This is a genomic window from Streptomyces sp. NBC_00029, assembly GCF_045160505.1.
Classification (GTDB): domain Bacteria; phylum Actinomycetota; class Actinomycetes; order Streptomycetales; family Streptomycetaceae; genus Streptomyces.
In genome coordinates this window covers 3,254,193-3,269,692 of sequence record NZ_CP108292.1, presented here as the reverse complement: position 1 = coordinate 3,269,692, position 15,500 = coordinate 3,254,193, and the positions used below count along the sequence as shown (strand labels likewise).

Annotated in this window: 14 protein-coding genes; 5 read left to right on the top strand and 9 right to left on the bottom strand. The window is 69.7% G+C overall.

Annotated features, from left to right (window positions below; genetic code table 11):
• Positions 1–10: 10 nt before the first annotated feature.
• Genes OG753_RS15610 through OG753_RS15595 form a run of 4 tightly spaced genes read right to left on the bottom strand, consistent with a single transcriptional unit; the run spans position 11 to position 3,135 of the window.
• Positions 11–439 (bottom strand): Fur family transcriptional regulator, encoded by a 429-nt coding sequence (locus tag OG753_RS15610; protein WP_078626133.1) that lies wholly within the window; start codon positions 437–439, stop codon positions 11–13.
• 42 nt (positions 440–481) lie between these two features.
• The gene (locus OG753_RS15605; protein ID WP_327262397.1) at positions 482–1,345 is read right to left on the bottom strand and encodes a metal ABC transporter permease; all 864 of its coding nucleotides are present in this window, start codon (positions 1,343–1,345) and stop codon (positions 482–484) included.
• Positions 1,345–2,136: a metal ABC transporter ATP-binding protein gene (locus OG753_RS15600; protein WP_327266772.1), complete on the bottom strand. Its 792-nt coding sequence runs from the start codon at positions 2,134–2,136 to the stop codon at positions 1,345–1,347. The genes OG753_RS15605 and OG753_RS15600 overlap by 1 nt, the downstream gene beginning before the upstream one ends.
• Positions 2,137–2,163: 27 nt before the next feature.
• Complete coding sequence (locus tag OG753_RS15595) at positions 2,164–3,135, bottom strand: metal ABC transporter substrate-binding protein (protein ID WP_327262396.1); 972 nt, start codon at positions 3,133–3,135, stop codon at positions 2,164–2,166.
• 155 nt (positions 3,136–3,290) lie between these two features.
• On the opposite strand from OG753_RS15595, the gene OG753_RS15590 reads away from it, so the two are divergent.
• Positions 3,291–4,673 carry a glycine--tRNA ligase gene (locus OG753_RS15590; protein WP_327262395.1) on the top strand — a complete coding sequence of 461 codons (1,383 nt, stop codon included), beginning with the start codon at positions 3,291–3,293 and terminating at the stop codon, positions 4,671–4,673.
• Positions 4,674–4,752: 79 nt separating this feature from the next.
• Here OG753_RS15590 and OG753_RS15585 read toward each other — a convergent pair whose 3' ends face one another.
• From OG753_RS15585 to OG753_RS15570, 4 genes are all read right to left on the bottom strand, one after another.
• On the bottom strand, positions 4,753–5,466 hold the full coding sequence (locus tag OG753_RS15585) for a VC0807 family protein (protein ID WP_405788817.1): 714 nt from the start codon (positions 5,464–5,466) through the stop codon (positions 4,753–4,755).
• A gap of 138 nt (positions 5,467–5,604) precedes the next feature.
• Positions 5,605–6,198, bottom strand: a complete 594-nt coding sequence (locus OG753_RS15580; protein WP_327262393.1) for a TetR family transcriptional regulator — start codon at positions 6,196–6,198, stop codon at positions 5,605–5,607.
• A 21-nt stretch (positions 6,199–6,219) separates the two neighbouring features.
• Positions 6,220–7,281, bottom strand: coding sequence for an aldo/keto reductase (locus tag OG753_RS15575; RefSeq protein ID WP_327262392.1), 1,062 nt, complete (start codon positions 7,279–7,281; stop codon positions 6,220–6,222).
• A 54-nt stretch (positions 7,282–7,335) separates the two neighbouring features.
• Positions 7,336–7,692 (bottom strand): DoxX family protein, encoded by a 357-nt coding sequence (locus OG753_RS15570; RefSeq protein ID WP_405788816.1) that lies wholly within the window; start codon positions 7,690–7,692, stop codon positions 7,336–7,338.
• Between the two features lie 79 nt (positions 7,693–7,771).
• On the opposite strand from OG753_RS15570, the gene OG753_RS15565 reads away from it, so the two are divergent.
• Entirely contained in the window at positions 7,772–8,227 is a 456-nt protein-coding gene (locus OG753_RS15565; protein WP_405788814.1) for a MarR family winged helix-turn-helix transcriptional regulator, read from the top strand.
• 71 nt (positions 8,228–8,298) lie between these two features.
• Here OG753_RS15565 and OG753_RS15560 read toward each other — a convergent pair whose 3' ends face one another.
• A complete protein-coding gene (locus OG753_RS15560) occupies positions 8,299–9,747 on the bottom strand; it encodes an MFS transporter (protein WP_405788812.1) in 1,449 nt (482 codons plus the stop codon).
• A 51-nt stretch (positions 9,748–9,798) separates the two neighbouring features.
• Here OG753_RS15560 and dusB point away from each other — a divergent pair, with 51 nt between their 5' ends.
• From dusB to OG753_RS15545, 3 genes are all read left to right on the top strand, one after another.
• The gene (gene dusB / locus OG753_RS15555; RefSeq protein ID WP_327262388.1) at positions 9,799–10,941 is read left to right on the top strand and encodes a tRNA dihydrouridine synthase DusB; all 1,143 of its coding nucleotides are present in this window, start codon (positions 9,799–9,801) and stop codon (positions 10,939–10,941) included.
• Positions 10,942–11,305: 364 nt separating this feature from the next.
• Positions 11,306–14,014, top strand: coding sequence for a pyruvate, phosphate dikinase (gene ppdK / locus OG753_RS15550; RefSeq protein ID WP_327262387.1), 2,709 nt, complete (start codon positions 11,306–11,308; stop codon positions 14,012–14,014).
• A 385-nt stretch (positions 14,015–14,399) separates the two neighbouring features.
• Positions 14,400–15,401 (top strand): helix-turn-helix domain-containing protein, encoded by a 1,002-nt coding sequence (locus OG753_RS15545; RefSeq protein WP_327262386.1) that lies wholly within the window; start codon positions 14,400–14,402, stop codon positions 15,399–15,401.
• The last annotated feature ends 99 nt before the right edge of the window (positions 15,402–15,500 follow it).

The window sequence follows — 15,500 nt, the reverse complement described above, 5'->3', positions numbered from 1 at the left end:
AAGAGACGACCTAGCCCGCGGCCGCGCAGTCGGCGCAGGTGCCGAAGATCTCCACCGTGTGCGCCACGTTCACATAGCCGTGCTCGGCCGCAATGGACTCGGCCCACTTCTCCACGGCCGGTCCCTCCACCTCGACCGCCTTGCCGCACTTGCGGCAGACCAGGTGATGGTGGTGGTCGCCGGTGGAACAGCGGCGGTAGACGGACTCGCCGTCGCTGGTGCGCAGGACGTCGACCTCACCGGCGTCCGCGAGGGACTGCAGGGTGCGGTAGACGGTGGTCAGGCCCACGGAGTCGCCGCGGTGCTTGAGCATGTCGTGGAGCTCCTGGGCGCTGCGGAATTCGTCCACCTCGTCCAGCGCCGCCGCGACCGCGGCCCGCTGCCGGGTGGATCGCCCTCGTACTGGCGCGGTATTCATCTCGCCAGGCGCAGTCGCCACCGGTTCCTCCTCGTATAGGCCTGCGGCCATTGTGCCAGCCCGCTAGACCTTCACATCGTCGCCCGTGCAGACCTCTTCGGCCGCGAGCGCCGCTCTGGCCCGGCGTCGGGCAAGGGGGGCGGACAGGGCCGTCATCGCCATGAAGACGGCGATCGCGAGGAGCACGATCGTCGCACCCGAGGGCGCGTCGAGGTAGTACGTGGCCGTCGTGCCGGTCAGCGCGACGGTGAGGCTGATGGCCATGCCCAGGCCGAGGGTGGCGGCGAAACCGCGCGTCAGGCGCTGCGCGGCCGCGACCGGGATCACCATCATGGCGCTGACCAGCAGCAGGCCGACGATGCGCATCGCGACGGTGACGGTGACGGCGGCGGTGATCGCGATCAGCAGGTTCAGCGCCCGCACGGGCAGCCCCGTGACGCGGGCGAACTCCTCGTCCTGGCAGACGGCGAAGAACTGGCGGCGCAGTCCGACGGTGACGGAGAGGACGAAGACCGCCAGGATCACCATGGCGACGACGTCCGACGCGGACACGGTGGTGATCGAGCCGAACATCGAGCCCAGCAGCATGGCCGTGGTGCCGCCGCCGACATTGATGATCATGACGCCGCCCGCCAGGCCGCCGTAGAAGAGCATCGCGAGCGCGACGTCGCCGCTGGTCTTGCCGCGGGCCCGGATCATCTCCATGGCGATCGCACCGATGACCGCGACGAGCGTGGCCATCCACACCGGGCTGGTGTGGAGCACGAAGCCCAGCGCGACGCCGGTCATGGCCACGTGGCCGAGGCCGTCGCCCATGACCGCCTGACGGCGCTGGACGAGATACGTGCCGATGGCCGGGGCGGTCAGTCCGACCAGTCCGGCGGCGATCAGCGCACGCACCATGAAGGGGTCCTGGAGGAGGTCCATCAGCTCAGCAGTCCCGTCCGGAGGGGCTCGGCGTCGTGCGCCGCGTGGGGGTGTACGTGGTCGTGGCCGGGCAGGGCGTGCTGTCCCACGGCCTCCGGCGGCGGACCGTCATGGACCACGCACCCGTCGCGCAGGACGACGGCGCGGTCGATCAGCGGCTCCAGCGGGCCCAGCTCGTGCAGGACGAGCAGCACGGTGGCGCCGGCGGCCACCTGCGCGCGCAGGGCACTCGCGAGGACCTCCTGGTTGGCGAGGTCCACGCCGGCCATCGGCTCGTCCATGATCAGCAGTTCGGGTTCCACGGCGAGGGCCCGGGCGATCAGCACGCGCTGGTGCTGACCGCCGGAGAGGGCGTTGACCGAGGCGTCGGCGTACCCGTCCATCTCCACCAGCTCCAGTGCGCGCATGACGGCGGCCCGGTCGGCCTTGCGCGGGATCCCGAAGCGGGAGCGGGCCAGCCGCCCGGAGGAGACGACCTCGCGGACGGTGGCGGGGACGCCGCTCGCGGCGGTGGTGCGCTGCGGGACGTACCCGATGCGCGACCATTGCCGGAAGCGCTTGAAGTCGGTGCCGAACAGAGACAGCTCGCCGCCGCTGAGGGGGACTTGGCCGACCACGGCGCGGACGGCCGTGGACTTGCCGGAGCCGTTGGCGCCGAGCAGGGCGACGACCTCGCCGCGGCGGACGATGAGGTCGACTCCGCGCAGCACGGGGCGCGAGCCGAGCGAGGCCGTGGCCCCGCGCAGGGATATGACGGGCTGGTCCGCTGACTGTGCCGGCGTCGACTGCATGGCTCGCGCCTCCGTTGCTGCTGTCATCTACTTGGCTCCGAGCGCCTTCTGGAGGTTCTTCAGGTTGGAACGCATGACCTCGAAGTAGTCGGCGCCCTGGGACTTGTCGGTGATGCCTTCGAGGGGGTCGAGGACGTCGGTCTTCAGGCCCGTGTCCGAGGCGAGGCTGTTGGCCGTCTTGTCGCTGGCCAGGGTCTCGAAGAACACGGTGGAGACATTGTCCTTCTTCGCGATGGCCTGAAGATCCTTCATCCGGGCCGGGCTCGGCTCGGCCTCGGGGTCGACGCCGGAGATGCCCTCCTGGTCGAGGCCGTAGCGCTCGGCGAGGTGCCCGAAGGCGGAGTGGGTGGTGATGAAGGTCTTGGTGGCCGTGTTCTTCAAGCCGCCCTCGAACTCGGTGTTCAGCGCGGTCAGCTTGGCCACGAGTTCGTCGGTGTTCTTCCGGTAGTCCGCCGCGTGGCCGGGGTCGGCCTTCTCCAGGGCCGCGCCGAAGCCCTTGGCGATCTCGGCGTACTTGACCGGGTCGAGCCAGACGTGCGGGTCCTTGCCGTCCCCGCCGTGGCTGTGTCCGTGGTCGTCGCCGTGGCCCTCCTCGCCCTCGTGCGAGTGGCCGGCGGCGCCGTGGGACTCCGTCGAGGTGAGGGCGGCGGCGTCGACGACCGTCTTCACGCCGGACTGGGCGACGGCCTTGTCGACGGCGGGCTGGAGGGACTTGAGGTAGAGGACCACGTCGGACCGGCCGAGGCGGCTGGTCTGCTTCGGGGTGATCTCCAGGTCGTGCGGCTCCACACCCGGCTTGGTCAGGGTGGTGACCCGCACGTGGTCCTTGCCGATCTGCTCGGCGAGGAACTGCAGGGGGTAGAACGAGGCCGTCACGCCCAGCTTGCCGTCCGCACCGGCGTCGTCCGCGGCGGCTCCGGAGCAGGCGGTCAGGGTCGTCGCGCCGAGGGCGACGGCTCCGGCGAGGGCGGCGGTGGGTATGAGGCGGCGTACGTTCATGACATCCATTTTCATCAAAGATGGAAACGATTGTCAAAAACGCAGGTGGGAGGCCTGGGTGGCCGGGCCTGGAACGGGAACCGATTTGAAAGGGGGGGTGCGGGCGCCGGTAATCTAAAGGCTTCGCCGTTCGTCCTCGTAATGAAGAGAGCACCGTGGCCGCCGACAAGATCGAAACCATCGTCAGCCTGAGCAAGCGCCGTGGCTTCGTTTTCCCGTGCAGTGAGATCTACGGCGGCTCCAAGGCCGCCTGGGACTACGGCCCGCTCGGTGTCGAGCTCAAGGAGAACATCAAGCGCCAGTGGTGGAAGGCGATGGTCACCGGGCGTGAGGACATCGTCGGTATCGACTCCTCCGTGATCCTGGCCCCCGAGGTGTGGGTGGCCTCGGGCCACGTCGCCACTTTCTCGGACCCGCTGACCGAGTGCACCTCGTGTCACAAGCGCCACCGCGCGGACCACCTTGAAGAGGCGTACGAGGCCAAGCACGGCCGTGTGCCCGCCAATGGTCTCGCCGACATCAACTGCCCCAACTGCGGTGTGAAGGGCCAGTTCACCGAGCCCAAGCAGTTCTCCGGCATGCTGGAGACCCACCTCGGTCCGACCCAGGACACCGGCTCGAAGGCGTACCTGCGCCCCGAGACCGCCCAGGGCATCTTCACCAACTTCGCCCAGGTGCAGGTCACTTCGCGCAAGAAGCCCCCCTTCGGCATCGCGCAGATGGGCAAGTCCTTCCGGAACGAGATCACTCCGGGCAACTTCATCTTCCGCACGCGCGAGTTCGAGCAGATGGAGATGGAGTTCTTCGTCAAGCCGGGCGAGGACGAGCAGTGGCAGGAGTACTGGATGCAGGAGCGGTGGAACTGGTACCGCGACCTCGGCATCCGCGAGGAGAACATCCGCTGGTACGACCACCCGAAGGAGAAGCTGTCCCACTACTCGAAGCGCACCGCCGACATCGAGTACCGCTTCAACTTCGGTGGCAACGAGTTCTCCGAGCTCGAGGGTGTGGCCAACCGCACGGACTTCGACCTCAAGGCGCACTCCGCCGCCTCCGGCCAGGACCTCACCTACTTCGACCAGGAGGCCGGTGAGCGCTACACCCCGTACGTCATCGAGCCGGCGGCCGGTGTCAACCGCGCCATGCTCGCCTTCATGCTCGACGCGTACAACGAGGACGAGGCCCCCAACGCCAAGGGCGTCATGGAGAAGCGCACCGTGATGCGCCTCGACCCGCGCCTGGCCCCGATCAAGGTCGCCGTCCTGCCGCTGTCCCGCAACCCGCAGCTGTCGCCGAAGGCCAAGGGCCTCGCCGCCGACCTGCGCAAGAATTGGAACATCGAGTTCGACGACGCGGGCGCCATCGGCCGCCGCTACCGCCGCCAGGACGAGATCGGTACGCCGTTCTGCGTCACCGTCGACTTCGACACCCTGGACGACAACGCGGTGACCGTGCGCGAGCGCGACACCATGAAGCAGGAGCGCGTCTCCCTGGACCAGATCCAGGCCTACCTCGGCAGCCGTCTGCTCGGCTGCTAGGTCCTGACGTACGAAGACCGGTGGCCCGGTGCGCTCGCAGCGCACCGGGCCACCGGTCTTTGCGTGGGGCGGGCCCGGATCAGGAGGCCGCTTCCGCCCGGGTCGCCGCCTCGGCCGCGCGGCGCTCTCCCTCGGCCCTGGACCGCTTCCCATACATGGCGGTCCACACACCGAGCGCGGCGAGCACCCCGTAGATCATGACCGGGCTGACCACCACCATGGTCCTGGTGCTGAGCGTGAACGCCAGGACGACGCGGACGACGGCCTCGGTGACGTACGCGACGCCCCACACCAGCGTCATCCGGTTCATGCTGGTGCGGAAGCCCTCGTACTGCCACAGGCCGTTCCACCAGGCGGTGCTCTCGGGGGTGCCGTCGGTGGCGAACTTGCGGCCGAAGTAGAACATCAGCGGGCGCGGCGTGAGCAGCGTCGCCAGGCAGAGCAGCCCGAACAGCCCGGTGACCCCCGAGTCCTTGATGAGCAGGGCGCGGGCCGAGTGCGCGCCGACGAGCGAGACGACCGCGGTGATCACCAGGAAAACCAGGGTGACGACGGCGAACTCGTCGAGCTTGCGCCGCCAGGCCAGGCTGATGACGCTGTCGAGCACCGGCCAGGCGCTGCTCAGCAGCAGCGCGGAGAACTCGCTCCAGCCGTGGTCCTCGGTGAGCACGTTGTACGTGATGATCGGCGCGACCACGTTGAGCCCGATGGTCAGGATCCAGCCGAGTGCGGCGGCGCCGCCCGAGCGCTTGGGGGGCGCCGGTTGTGTGTCTTGAGTTGCCGAAGCGGACATGGTTCCCCCTGAGACGTGCCAAATGAAGTGCGGCAGGGGGACCGTAAGGAGTTTGACGGGACGCGAACAACCCAAACGCGTCCAAAATGATCATCAAGTTGTCCGGAGTGACTGATTCCGGCTGGTGGCCTTCCCGGGTCAGGCGCGCAGGCCCCGGAGCACGAGGGCAGTGACCGCCTCGAACTCGGTGATGATCGTCGGCGAGAGCCAGTCGGCCGCGTACTGCGGGTCGTGGAAACGGCCGGTGGCGTCGAAGACCGCGCGGGCCGCCGCCGGCACATCGTCGGCGGCGAGAGTGCCGGCCGCGACGCCCTCGGCGATGATCCGGCCCAGCTGGTCGATCAGCTCGGTCAGGTGCGCGTCCACCACGTCGCTGTTCTCGGTGATCAGCACCGTGTAGGTGGCGAACAGTTCCGGGTCGTCGCCCGCCTTGTGGCGCTTGGCCTCGAAAAGGGCCTCCAGCCACGCCTCCAGCTTGGACGGGGCGCTCCCCGTGGGGTCGGAGGTGATCTCCTCCAGCAGGACCACGCTCCTGGCGAGCCAGCGGTCCGTGACGGCCTCGCGCAGCGCCGCCTTCGACGGGAAGTGCCGGTACACGCTGCCGTGGCTGACGCCCAGCGCGCGGGCCACGTCCACCACGGTCGCCTTGGTGGGGCCGAAGCGGCGCAGCACCTCCTCGGTGGTTTCGAGGATGCGCTCGGGGGTCAGTGGCTCGGCAGCAGCGGGGGACATGGGTACGACCGTACCGTCAGCTCAGTGCTCACTGTCGAGGTGGGCCATCTGCGCTGCCGGGTACCTCTCGCCCGCCGCGGCGCCGGCCGGGACGGCCTCCTCGACGGCAGCCAGGTCGGCGGCGTCGAGGGTGACGTCCATGGCACCCAGTGCCTCGGCGAGCCGGTCCCGGCGTCGGGCACCCACCAGCGGCACGATGTCGACCCCGTGCCGCGGCCCCTGCGCGAGCACCCAGGCGATGGCGGTCTGGGCGACGCTCACGCCCTTGCTCTCGGCCACCTTGCGCAGGGCCTCCACCAGGTCGAGGTTCCGGTCGAGGTTGTCGCCCTGGAAGCGGGGGCTCATCCCGCGGAAGTCGCCCGGGGCCAGCGTGCGGTCGCGGGAGAAGTGGCCGCTGATCAGGCCGCGCGACAGCACCCCGTACGCCGTGATTCCTATGCCGAGCTCGCGGGCGGCCGGCAGGATCTCGTCCTCGATGCCGCGGGAGACCAGCGAATACTCGATCTGGAGGTCGGAGATCGGGGCCACGGCCGCGGCCCGGCGCAGGGTCTGCGCGCCGACCTCGGAGAGGCCGATGTGGCGCACGTGCCCCGCCGCGACCGCCTCGGCGATGGCGCCGACGGTCTCCTCGATCGGCACGTCCGGGTCGACGCGGGCGATCCGGTAGATGTCGATGTGGTCCCGGCCGAGCCGCTGGAGCGAGTAGGCCAGGAAGTTCTTGACGGCCTCGGGCCGGCCGTCGTAGCCGGTGAAGCCGCCCTCGACCGTGCGCAGGGCGCCGAACTTGACGCTGGTGAGCGCCCGCTCGCGGGCCGCGGCGGGCGCCGTGCGCAGGGCTTCGTTGATCAGCAGTTCGTTGTGGCCCATGCCGTAGAAGTCGCCGGTGTCCAGCAGCGTGTCGGTGCCGTCGGGGGCTGCCTCCAGATAGGCGTGGATGGTCGCGATGGACTCGGCGCGATCCGCCTCCCCGTAGAGGGCGGACATGCCCATGCAGCCCAGCCCCAGCGGGAAGACGGAGGGGCCGGTACTGCCGAGGGTCCGTCGGTCGGTGGTCGTGGCGGAAGCGTTCTCGTTCTTCGTCATGGAATGAGAATGGCATGACGAGTGACAGATTTCAATATCTGTCACTCGTCAGTGTCAGGCGAGGATCCGCAGCACCAGGGCGGCCGCCGCGACCAGGGTGAGGACGGCCGCCGGCGCCAGGTCGTAGTCCTTGACCCGGAGATGGCTGATGACCGCGCCGACGAAGTAGAGGGTCACGCCGACGGCCGCGGCCACGCCGAGCGGAGTCACCCACAGGCCGGCCACCAGGCCGATCGCACCCGCGGCCTTGAGGGAGGCCAGGCGCGGCAGCCAGGAGTCAGGGACCTGGACGCGTCGCATGTTCGCCACGATCTGGTCGTTGCGCTGGAGCGTGAAGGTGGCCGAAGCGGTGAGGGCGAGGGCGAGCAGGACGCCGACGACGGCGTAGGCGGTGAACATGGAAGTCTCCAACGATCGATGGTGTGGAATCATTGAATGGCATCAATGATATCGCCAACGCAATCATTTCAGGGTTGCTACGATGTGGACCATGACGGCAGATCAGGACGGACCGCACCCCCCGCAGCGGCTGGGTCTGCTGCTGGCCTGGCACGGATCGGTCACCCAGACCCGGATGAAGCGGGCCCTCGGCGCGGCCGGCCTCACCCCGCGGCACGCGATGACGCTGATGCACCTGGAAGCCGGCCCCGTCAGCCAGCGGGCGCTCGCCGAGCGGCTGGAGGTGGACCCGAGCGTGCTCGTCGGGATCCTGAACGACCTGGAGGGCGAGGGCCTGGCCGAACGGCGCCGGGACCCGGCCGACCGACGCCGGCACATCGTCGCCATCACCGACGCCGGCGAAGCCGCCCTCCACAAGACGAACACCGCCCTCGACGAGGTCGAGAGCGGCATCTTCGCGGGCCTCTCGGCCGCCGAGTGCGACCTCCTGCGCGGCCTCCTCGGCCGGGTCAACACCTCGGCCGAGGACTTCAGCTGCGGCGAATAGCCGCCCGGGCCCGGCCCGCACGCGCCGCACCAGACGCCGAAGAGACGCCGAAGAGCCGGGGCAGAGACGGCCTAGCCGCGCGGTGAGCCCGTCACGGCGGCGGCGCCCACCGGGTCCTCCAGGGTGCGGGCGGTGCGTTCCGCCGTCGCGCGGGCCCAGCTGCCGCTGGTCGCCGCGCCCACGACCAGCACGAGCAGCCCGCAGACCGTGATGATCCACCAGGCCGGCTGGGCCGCCGCGGAGAAGTCGGAGCCGCTCGCCAGCCCGGCCGCCAGCACGGAGCCGATCACCGCGACGCCCAGCGTGCCGCCGGTCTGCCGGCTGGTGGAGGCGATGGCGGCCGCGACGCCCGCCTGGGAGCGGGGCATGCCGGACACCGCCGTATTGGTGATCGGCGCGTTCACCATGCCGAAGCCGAGCCCGAACAGCATGTATCCGGTGAACAGGAGCGGGTTGGACGTCTCGGCCTCGAACAGGGCGAACAGCAGCCCGCTCGCCGCCATCGCCACGCCCGCGATCAGCAGGCAGATCCGCGGCCCGCGGCTGCCCACCAGCCGTCCGGCCAGCGGCGCGAACACGACGGTCAGGCCGGCCATCGGCAGCATGTACAGCCCGGCGTGCAGGGCGCTCAGCCCCCGTACGTCCTGGAGGTACAGCGTGTTCAGGAAGAGGAAGCCGGCCAGCCCGGCGAACGCGCTGATCGCGATCACGGTCGACCCACTGAAGGGCGCGCTCCGGAAGAACCGCAGATCGATCAGCGGCTCCTTGCACCGCGGCTCGTGGATCAGCAGCCCCACGAACGAGGCGAAGGCCACCACCGCGCACCCCATGATCAGCGGCGAGCGCCAGCCGGCGGCCGGCGCCTCGATGATCCCGTACGTCAGGCTGCCCAGCAGGGCGATGACCAGCACCTGCCCCAGCGGGTCCGGGCGGCGCGGCCGGGCGGCCCGGGACTCGGGGATGTGCCGCAGGGTCAGCGCGAACGCGGCCAGACCGATCGGCAGATTGATCAGGAAGATCGAGCGCCAGCCCACGGAGTCCACCAGTACCCCGCCGATGAGGGGGCCCGCGGCCATGGAGATGCCCCCGACCGCCCCCCACACCCCGATGGCGCGGGCCCGCTCGGCGGGATCGGTGAAGGTGTTGGTGATGATCGACATCGCCACCGGGTTGAGCATCGCGCCGCCCACCGCCTGCACCATCCGGAAGACGATGAGCCAGTCGAGACTGGGGGCGAGCGAGCACAGCAGGGAGCCGACGGTGAAGGCCACCAGACCCGCCACGAACACCTTGCGGCGGCCGATCCGGTCGGCCGTGGAGCCCGCGAGCATCAGGAGCGAGGCCAGCACGAGGGTGTAGGCGTCGATGCTCCACTGCAGCCCCGAGACCGAGGCGTCGAGCTCGCGGCGCATCGAGGGCAGGGCGACGTTGAGCACGGTGTTGTCGAGGCTGACGATCAGCAGGCTCATGCAGCAGATCGCGAGGACGAGCATGCGCTGCCGGGGACTCGGCTCGATCATGCGCCGATGCTACGTCCGCGCCACCCCCTCGGCATGCGGGACAATGGGCGGATGACCACGCTCCCTCAGCCTCTCGCGATCGGCCCGCACACCGTGCAGCCCCCGGTGGTGCTCGCACCCATGGCCGGCATCACCAATGCCCCGTTCCGTACCCTCTGCCGGGAGTTCTCGGGCGGCAAGGGGCTGTTCGTGAGCGAGATGATCACGACCCGCGCCCTGGTCGAGCGCAACGACAAGACCATGCAGCTGATCCACTTCGACGAGACCGAGAAGCCCCGCTCGATTCAGCTGTACGGGGTGGACCCGGCCACGGTCGGCAAGGCGGTCCGCATGATCGTCGACGAGGACCGCGCCGACCACATCGACCTGAACTTCGGCTGCCCGGTCCCCAAGGTGACCCGCAAGGGCGGCGGATCGGCCCTCCCGTACAAGCGCAACCTGCTGCGGGCGATCCTGCGCGAGGCCGTCGCCGGCGCTGGGGACCTGCCGGTCACCATGAAGATGCGCAAGGGAATCAACGACGACCACCTCACCTACCTCGACGCGGGCCGGATCGCCGTCGAGGAGGGCGTCACCGCCATAGCCCTGCACGGCCGCACCACCGCCCAGCACTACGGCGGCACCGCCGACTGGGACGCCATCGCGCGGCTCAAGGAGCACGTGCCCGAGATCCCCGTGCTCGGCAACGGCGACATCTGGTGCGCCGAGGACGCGCTGCGCATGGTCCGCGAGACCGGCTGTGACGGCGTGGTGGTGGGCCGCGGCTGCCTGGGGCGGCCGTGGCTGTTCAACGACCTGGTGGCGGCCTTCGAGGGGCGGCCCGAGGACTTCCACAAGCCCACCCTGCGCGAGGTGGCCGCCAGCATGCACCGCCACGCGGAGCTGCTGGGGGAGTGGATCGGCGACGAGGCACGCGGGGTGATCGACTTCCGTAAGCACGTGGCCTGGTACCTCAAGGGCTTCTCGGTGGGCTCCGAGATGCGTCAGAAGCTCGCGGTCACCTCCTCCCTGGCCGAACTGGATGCTCATCTGAGCGAGCTCGATCTGGATCAAGCATGGCCGGAGAGCGCGGACGGGCCTCGCGGTCGGACGTCCGGAAACAACCGAGTTGTCCTGCCGGACGGCTGGCTGAAGGACCCGTACGACTGTGCCGGTGTGAGCGAGGACGCTGAACTGGACACCTCCGGAGGCTGACAAATCGCCCTCCGTGGTGCGTGATATACGCCACGCATGGGAAGGGTTTCGCTCAGATGAGCACAGAAATCACGGGTAAGACTTTCAAAGGGTGGCACTGGGTGCCACCCTTTGTGCGTTCAATACTTGAACGCAAATGTATCGATGATCGCTCATCCGAGCGTGATCAGGCCTCAGGAGCCCCCTCGCCCTTCGGGAGGTGAACGCTGTTCCTACTTTCTGATTACCCATGAGTTACTTTCGATCTGCTGGCGCACGGGTGGTTACGGCCGTATGACGGCCAAGTGGACGTACCCAGAAGCCTTCGATCTGGGTATGTTCCTGGCCGTCAGGGCAGCCACCGAGCCTCGAGGAGTCGAGACCCGTGTCGGAAAACAAAGATCAGAAGTTCGTCTACGACTTCACCGAGGGCAACCGCGACCTCAAGGACCTTCTCGGCGGCAAGGGTGCCAACCTCGCCGAGATGACCAACCTGGGTCTGCCGGTCCCTCCCGGCTTCACCATCACCACCGAGGCCTGCAAGGTCTACCTCGAGAGCGGCACGGCCCCGGCCGAGCTGCGCGAAGAGGTCAGCGCCCACCTTGCGGCCCTCGAGGCGAAGATGGGCAAGAAGCTCGGACAGTCGGACGACCCGCTGCTGGTCTCCGTGCGCTCCGGTGCGAAGTTCTCGATGCCCGGCATGATGGACACCGTCCTGAACATCGGTCTCTCCGACGACTCCGTGAAGGGCCTCGCCGCCCAGGCCGGCAACGAGCGCTTCGCGTGGGACTCGTACCGCCGCCTCATCCAGATGTTCGGCAAGACCGTGCTGGACGTCGACGGCGAGCTCTTCGAGGAAGCCCTCGACGAGGCCAAGGCCGCCAAGAAGGTCGCCGTCGACACCGACCTCGACGCCGCCGACCTCAAGAAGCTGGTCACCCGCTTCAAGAAGATCGTCGCCAAGCAGGCCGGCCGCGAGTTCCCGCAGGACGCCCGCGAGCAGCTCGACCTCGCCGTCGAGGCCGTCTTCAACTCGTGGAACACCGAACGCGCCAAGCTCTACCGCCGCCAGGAGCGCATCCCGAGCGACCTGGGCACCGCGGTCAACATCTGCTCCATGGTCTTCGGCAACCTCGGCCCCGACTCCGGCACCGGCGTCGCCTTCACCCGCGACCCCGCAAGCGGCCACGCGGGCGTCTACGGCGACTACCTGCAGAACGCCCAGGGCGAGGACGTCGTCGCGGGCATCCGCAACACCGTGCCGCTCGCGGACCTGGAGGCCATCGACAAGGCCTCGTACGACCAGCTCATGACGATCATGACGACGCTGGAGAACCACTACAAGGATCTCTGCGACATCGAGTTCACCATCGAGCGCGGCCAGCTCTGGATGCTGCAGACCCGTGTCGGCAAGCGCACCGCCGGCGCCGCCTTCCGCATCGCCACCCAGCTCGTGGACCAGGGCCTGATCACCGAGGCCGAGGCGCTCCAGCGCGTCACCGGCCACCAGCTGGCGCAGCTGATGTTCCCGCGCTTCGACGAGGACGCGCAGACCGAGCTGCTCGGCCGCGGCATCGCCGCCTCCCCGGGCGCGGCCGTCGGCAAGGCCGTCTTCGACTCGTACACGGCCGTCAAGTGGTCCCGCTCCGGCGAGAAGGTCATCCTGATCCGCCGCGAGACCAACCCGGACGACCTGGACGGCATGATCGCCTCCGAGGGCATCCTCACCTCGCGCGGCGGCAAGACCTCGCACGCCGCCGTCGTCGCCCGCGGCATGGGCAAGACCTGTGTCTGCGGCGCCGAGGACCTCGACGTCGACACCAAGCGCCGCCGCCTGACGGTCGGCGGGACGGTCATCGAAGAGGGCGACGTCGTCTCCATCGACGGCTCCACCGGCAAGGTCTACCTCGGCGAGGTACCCGTCGTACCGTCCCCGGTCGTCGAGTACTTCGAGGGCCGCATGCACGCCGGCGCCGACGACGCCGACGAGCTCGTCGCCGCCGTGCACCGGATCATGGCCTACGCGGACCGCGTCCGCCGCCTGCGCGTGCGCGCCAACGCCGACAACGCCGAGGACGCGCTGCGCGCCCGCCGCTTCGGCGCCCAGGGCATCGGCCTGTGCCGCACCGAGCACATGTTCCTCGGCGAGCGCCGTGAACTCGTGGAGCGACTGATCCTCGCGGACACCGACGAAGAGCGCGAGGAGGCACTCAGTGCCCTCCTGCCGCTGCAGAAGAAGGACTTCGTCGAGCTCTTCGAGGCGATGGACGGCCTGCCCGTCACCGTCCGCCTCCTGGACCCGCCGCTGCACGAGTTCCTGCCCGACATCACCGAGCTGTCGGTCCGCGTCGCCCTCGCCGAGTCCCGCAAGGACGCCAACGAGAACGACCTGCGCCTGCTCCAGGCCGTGCACAAGCTGCACGAGCAGAACCCGATGCTGGGTCTGCGCGGTGTCCGCCTCGGCCTGGTCATCCCCGGCCTCTTCAAGATGCAGGTCCGGGCGATCGCCGAGGCCGCGGCCGAGCGCAAGAACGCCAAGGGCGACCCGCGCGCCGAGATCATGGTCCCGCTCGTCGGCACCGTCCAGGAGCTGGAGATCGTCCGCGACGAGGCCGACCAGGTCATCGCCGAGGTCGAGGCCGCCACTGGCACCAGCCTCAAGCTGAGCATCGGCACGATGATCGAGCTGCCGCGCGCCGCCCTGACGGCCGCCCAGATCGCCGAGGCCGCGCAGTTCTTCTCCTTCGGCACGAACGACCTGACCCAGACGGTGTGGGGCTTCTCCCGCGACGACGTCGAGGCCAGCTTCTTCACCGCCTACCTGGAGAAGGGCATCTTCGGGGTCTCGCCCTTCGAGACCATCGACAAGGACGGCGTCGGCTCCCTCGTGCGCCACGCGGTCAAGCAGGGCCGGGCCACCCGCCCCGACCTCAAGCTCGGCGTCTGCGGCGAGCACGGCGGCGACCCCGAGTCCGTCCACTTCTTCCACGAGGTCGGCCTCGACTACGTCTCCTGCTCGCCCTTCCGGATCCCGGTGGCGCGCCTCGAGGCGGGCCGTGCGGCCGCCGAGGCGAAGGGCAGCGACAGCCGCTGACCCCTGGGCCGCCAAGGGCCCCATAGACCGCGCCTGTCCCCGGGTTCCCTGACGACCCGGGGGCGGGCGCGCCCTATTTTTCTTGTTCAACAAATCTTTACGCCAGCAGGCGGTGGACGGATCCCCACCCGTCCACCGCCGCTGTCATTCTGCCGGGCACGTCGGCGCTTCCCGGTGCGACCGACCGCCAGGCCCCGCAAAGCCCCCCACGGCCTTCGCGGAGCGTTTCGGTCGCACCGGAGTGTGCCCGGCGGAGTACAGGATTTCGGTTGTCACGCCCCCGCCGAAAGGGGTTTCAACTGTGGCCGAAAGGGCGTGGTGACAACGTGTGACGGCATGCATACTCATGGGGCGGGGGGATTGCGGTTGCACAGGTGGGGGTTCGGTGCTGCGTATCCATTTCACTGGAGTGGACCTGGCACGCGTACGGATGGCAGGGCGTCCCGATGCGTTGTGGGAAACGATTCTCAGCTTTCACCGCTTAAGAGACCGGCGCGATGCCCGGTTGTTCGGTGAATGGCGTACGGAAACCCGGAGCAGGTTGAATAGTGAAACACGCACGCTCGGTATGCTCATACCGAGTCATGGTTATTTCCCCGATTTCCTGACCCCTGTGGAGGGGCAGTACGGGTGGGACGTGGGCCTCGACGCGCTGCGCGGGATCCGTCCCGAGCGCATGCGGCGCGAGCTGCAGCTGCTCGGCGCCGGTGCGCCGATGACGCCGCGGCTGCGGGAGTTCATGGACGACGACGCCGGCAAACAGCTGCCCCGGCTCATGGGCGAACTGCGCGCCTATCACCGGGCGGCCGTGGAGCCGTACTGGACGCACATCCAGGCCCAGATCGAGGCCGAGCGGGCCGCACGGGGCCGGGCCCTGCTGGACGGGGGCGCGGACGAGCTGCTGGCCTCGCTGCCGCCGATGCTGCGCTGGCGGGCCCCGGTACTGGAGTGCGACTACCCGGTGGACCGTGACGTACGGCTGCGGGGACGCGGGCTGCTGCTCCAGCCGTCCTTCTTCTGCCGGCGCACCGCGGTGACCCTGCACGATCCGGAGCTGCCGCCGGTGCTGGTCTACCCGGCGGCCGCGCAGCTGGCGTCGGCGCCCGCGGGCGGCGAGGCGGCCCGGCCCGTCGAGGAGCAGCGCCAGCGCACCCTGGGCAAGCTGGTCGGGCACACCCGCTCGGTGGTGCTGAGGGCCATAGGGGACGGGGCGACCACCAGCGAGCTGGCCCGCCGGGCCGGGGTCTCGCTGGCCTCCGCGAGCCAGCACGCCTGCGTGATGCGGGAGGCGGGGCTGGTGACCACGCTGCGCCGGGGGAACGCGGTGCTGCACACCGTGACGCCGCTGGGGGCCGCGCTGCTGAAGGGCGGGGCCGTGGCCTCGTGAACGCGGCTGCGGCCGCGGCCGCGCCCCGGCGGGGCGTACCCGGCGGGGCGCGGTCTCGTGTGCGGGTGGGCACCGTTGCGGGGGCCAGCCCCCAGGCCC